This window comes from Enterococcus sp. HY326, assembly GCF_026157065.1.
Taxonomy (GTDB): Bacteria; Bacillota; Bacilli; order Lactobacillales; family Enterococcaceae; genus HY326.
The window spans coordinates 1-4,305 of the sequence record NZ_JANLGQ010000019.1; the positions used below are offsets into that span (position 1 = coordinate 1).

Annotated in this window: 3 protein-coding genes; 2 read left to right on the forward strand and 1 reads right to left on the reverse strand. The window is 36.2% G+C overall.

All coding sequences use genetic code 11. From position 1 onward, the window contains the following. The first annotated feature begins 656 nt into the window (after positions 1-656). Complete coding sequence (locus tag ORH16_RS18715) at positions 657-1,112, forward strand: hypothetical protein (RefSeq protein WP_265460447.1); 456 nt, start codon at positions 657-659, stop codon at positions 1,110-1,112. A 223-nt stretch (positions 1,113-1,335) separates the two neighbouring features. Then, entirely contained in the window at positions 1,336-2,109 is a 774-nt protein-coding gene (locus ORH16_RS18720) for a PhzF family phenazine biosynthesis protein (protein ID WP_265460448.1), read from the forward strand. 1,312 nt (positions 2,110-3,421) lie between these two features. Here ORH16_RS18720 and ORH16_RS18725 read toward each other — a convergent pair. Further along, positions 3,422-3,958: a DNA-binding protein gene (locus ORH16_RS18725; protein ID WP_416207890.1), complete on the reverse strand. Its 537-nt coding sequence runs from the start codon at positions 3,956-3,958 to the stop codon at positions 3,422-3,424. Positions 3,959-4,305 lie beyond the last annotated feature (347 nt).

Sequence of the window (4,305 nt, forward strand, 5' to 3'; positions counted from 1 at the left end):
GGAGCCACTATCACATGCCTTATGAGTTGGAAGTTGCTACACTTCATCTAAAACCCTCTTAAAACACGCCCTAAGAGCCTTGTTTTAGATTACTGACCTTTCGGTCCATGTTTCCACCCTAGCCGTTCAAATCGGTCGCTACCACCCTTCAGAACACAAGGGCATAAGGCTACCCTTGTTGTGTGTTCCTAGCATTCCTTATTGCAGCGGCGAATACGTAACCTTTCGTCTTATTTCCCATCTTCTAAGGGTCGGACAGTGGCACGTCCGCTTGTTCCAAACAAAAAAGGCACTCAATTAGCTTTAATTGAGTGCCTGTATGAATCAAGTCCTTGAATTCTGCTTCTAGATTTACTATAATTAGATACGAACTTCAATAAAGAAGTGGTACTAATATTAGTAAAAGCTAGAATGTTAGAAGTGGTTTTGATTGATAGTAGGTTATCAATTAAAGCTCTTAAAATCGTTTCTCAGGCGATTTTTAAGCTAACGTTCTATTTTTTTACCTTTTTTCTGGTAATATTAAATTGTATGATAGTTTTAGATTACGCTTTAGGTGTTGGGATTGCAACCTTTTTTATTGATTTTATACTCTTTTGACTAATTAGTAAGATGATATTAATTGAATAATTTAATGAAAAATGAGGTGCCCTATATTGAGTAACAGAAAACTGGAGATTTCGAAACCCCAAAGATTTTTTGGAGTAATTTTTTTTATTTTATTTGTATTGTGTATATACGTCGCATTGATAAGTGCATTATCTTTTACAATCTCAAAGGATAATATCGAAGATGTTATGATTACATCTGATAGTCCTGATTTAACAATAGATACGACAATAAAAGTTAATATAGAAAAACCTTTTTATCAAAAAATATCTAACATTAACGGGTATATTTATCATTCGACTCTGTTCTTTACAATCTATACTCAAGGTTCCATTTTTGATAGTCAGACAGAGGCAGTAATTAAGCTATCTGATTTTAATTTAGATAAACTTGAGTTAAGCTCTATCGAAAAAATTGCATTTATAGATACTGAAGAGTCTGAAACTAAAACTCTGGACTCAAGATTATTAGCTGAAAAAGAAAAAGTAGTATGGGAGAAATAGTCCATACTACTTTTTGATTAACTAGCATACCAAAATTTTATATATCCAGTATATACAGCGTAAGACTTATTACCTACAAATTGAAAATACGTAGTTGGGTTGGTAATTATTTTACACTACCAACTTTACATATTTCTCCTTATGCCCAGTAAAAATTTATGATAACAACAGCTTAGAAAAAATATGTTAAACTAGATAAATTAATGCTAAAAGGAGAACTAGTATGAAACAATATGTGGTAGATGCATTTACAGATAAATTATTTTCAGGTAATCCAGCTGCAATTTGTATTATGGACAATTGGTTAGACGAAGAAATGATGTTAAACATCACAAAAGAAAATAATTTATCTGAAACAGCATTTGCAGTTAAAACAGATGAGAACTACCAGTTACGTTGGTTTACTCCAGGTGGAGAAATAGATTTATGCGGTCATGCTACGTTAGCTTGTGCTTATGTCATAATGAATTATATTGAAGTAGGTACGACTTCTACAATTTTTCAAACGTTAAGTGGTGAACTAATTGTTGAAAAAAAGAAAGATATTTATGAAATGGATTTCCCCGCATATGATTTACGACAGGTAGAAGTAACCAAAGAGATAGAGGAAGCTCTGGGAGTAGTACCTAAGGCAGTATTTTTGGGAAGAGACTTAGTGTGTGTGTTGAATGATGAGAGCGTAGTGAGAAATATACAGCCAAATTTTGATAAGATTCAAAATTTGGAAGGACTACTTTTACATGTCACAGCTAGAGGTAGTGATGTGGACTGTGTATCACGATCTTTCGCTCCAAAATTAAACGTGTCAGAAGATCCAGTTTGTGGTTCCGGACATTGTCATTTAGTCCCTTATTGGTCTAGAATATTAAACAAGCACGATATTGTAGCTTTTCAGGCTTCTCAACGTAGTGGATTGCTCTATTGTAAAGCAAATGGAGACCGTGTTAAATTAGGTGGTAAAGCAAATTTATTTTCCGTTGCTGAATTATTCATTTGAGTAATAGTCAAATAATCTATTGTTATTAAATATCTAGTAGACATAATGTCGATTATCCAAAGTAGCCCGCCAGACCAGCGTCTGACGGGCTTTCCTTTGTGAATTTTTCAAAATCTAGCATTTCTCATTTTTCAAACGTTGCATTCGCAGCATTTTTCCGGCTCAACACTTAGTGAAATTTTCTTGATGGAAACTAAGACCCTTGTTATACTAATCGTATTAGAGTAACAATATTCGAAAGCGATACTTGTTCTGCCCTCAGCCGACGCTGTCTGCTTTCAAACAGGGCCGCTCGCCTGGGGCGAGGCGGCCTGTCTGCCAGCGGCAAGACAGGTTTCCCTACTTGAAACAGTTACAGCGACGTGCGTGTTCACGAAGGTGAACAGGGCAAAGTAGACGCTTTTGAGCACCGAGAGCAACGACCGTTGCTCTCGGTGGGACCCCCGTACTCTAACAGGGGGGTAGTAAATCGGTAAATTAGGTTCGGAACAGTAGTAAATCGTTGATATATAAGCGTTTGTTGCCTTCACATTGTCTCGGAAAAAAATGCCGATTTTGCGTAACCAAATAATGACATAAATTCAGAGTACTTTGTCAAAATGACAGAGTGCTTTTTTTCAAGTTTTCCCCTCAATTCTTTAAAAATACTTGCTTCGTCTGTGTCTTTATTTCAGTATCTTCTTTTATATCTTCACTCGGAAACCCGTTAAACTGATAAGAACTTTTGTTTGTGGATCTAAACCCTTAGCCAACCAGTAACCTGTTTAGAATAACAAAAAAAACTCACTGCGGGGACAGTGAGCCGGGGTAGGAGTAAAAATGAAAAAAAGTTTTATTTGGGTTTGTTTATTGGATGAGTTCATCCTACATCTAAAATATGATGGAAATTTGTTCTTTTTGTAGCAATCTCATGATTTTTCTTTTTCTTTGCTTCTTGTTAACGCTCCTCTTAAACATAAAACCAAATGATATTTTTAAATATGATACTTAAGGAAAAATGTTCCTTTTAAAATTTCACAAACAAATGTTGCAAGAGCATAAGGGAAACCTGCCCCCAAAAAAGGGTAATCCGCAGAGCGGATTGGTTTTACCTTGACCCCAGTATTTTTTCACATGCGGCAAATATGAGCTTATATGCCGAGCCTCTTTTTAAGGTTTGCGGCAAATTCGGCCATATTTGCCGCACTTTTTCCTCTAAAAAACCTGTTTCCGGCATATATGCCCACATTTGCCGGACCTAAACACTCTTCAATTGAGCTCTCAAGTTACTTTTAGCTTCTTTTTTTCTATATCGGTTTATGGAACACTTAAATTATTTCCAAAACTGAAACCATTTTTTCGATAGTCCAGGTATTTCTTCTTTTGAAGCTTCCGATAGCTGTTGTTCCACTTCATCCTTACTTTCTCGGCTTGATTCTTCTGTATACGTAACCATTAATTGAGATTGCAGCTGTTCGATTTGTTTGTTTGCTTGAAGAGTAAGTTGTTGTTGCTGGTCTAACAATTTTTGCATCTCACTCTGATTATCAAGTAACTTATTAACTTGTTTGTCCTTTTCAACTAAAAGTGCATCTTTAATTTTAAGTTCATTTTTTAATATAGACACTGTATCTCCGCGGGGTAAATCCTGGGTATTATCAGGTAAAATTACCTGGTCATTAGTAGGTAATTTTACCCCCAATGAGTCCAAAATGATTGTAACAGCGGCTTCATTCAAATAGGTAACTCCGTTAATTTTACTGGGTAATTCACTAGGTAATTTCCTCACCTGATATTTTATTTTATCTTTACTAACATTTAATTCATCAGCAAGCTCTTTGATAGTTTTGTAGTTTTCCAAGGGACTCACTCCTTCGCAGTAAGTATACCGTATTTAGAAATAAGGAACGAATGTCACGGCAGTTTTCGTCTAAACTTGCAAGTAAAACGACGGTCTACAGTACGTAGTAACTGCTAAGGCATTTTGGCGTACCGCCAACCTCTCCGAGGCCGTTCGCTAAGGCTCACTCTCGCCAGATCGTTGCTAAGGCAACTGGCTCACACCTGTTCCGCTAAGGCTCCACAGGTTTTCCTTCTTTCTTTTTTTCAAAATCAAAAGAAAAAACACTAGACAAACGCTCTCCGAATTGCTAACAGAGGGGCTGTTGTACTGGTGTTGAGCATAGTTGTACCCTAGTATCTGACAGAAAAATGTAT

Coding starts and splice junctions, on each gene's coding strand:
- ORH16_RS18720 (WP_265460448.1), top strand. CDS start 1,336: ATGAAACAATATGTGGTAGATGCATTTACAGATAAATTATTTTCAGGT.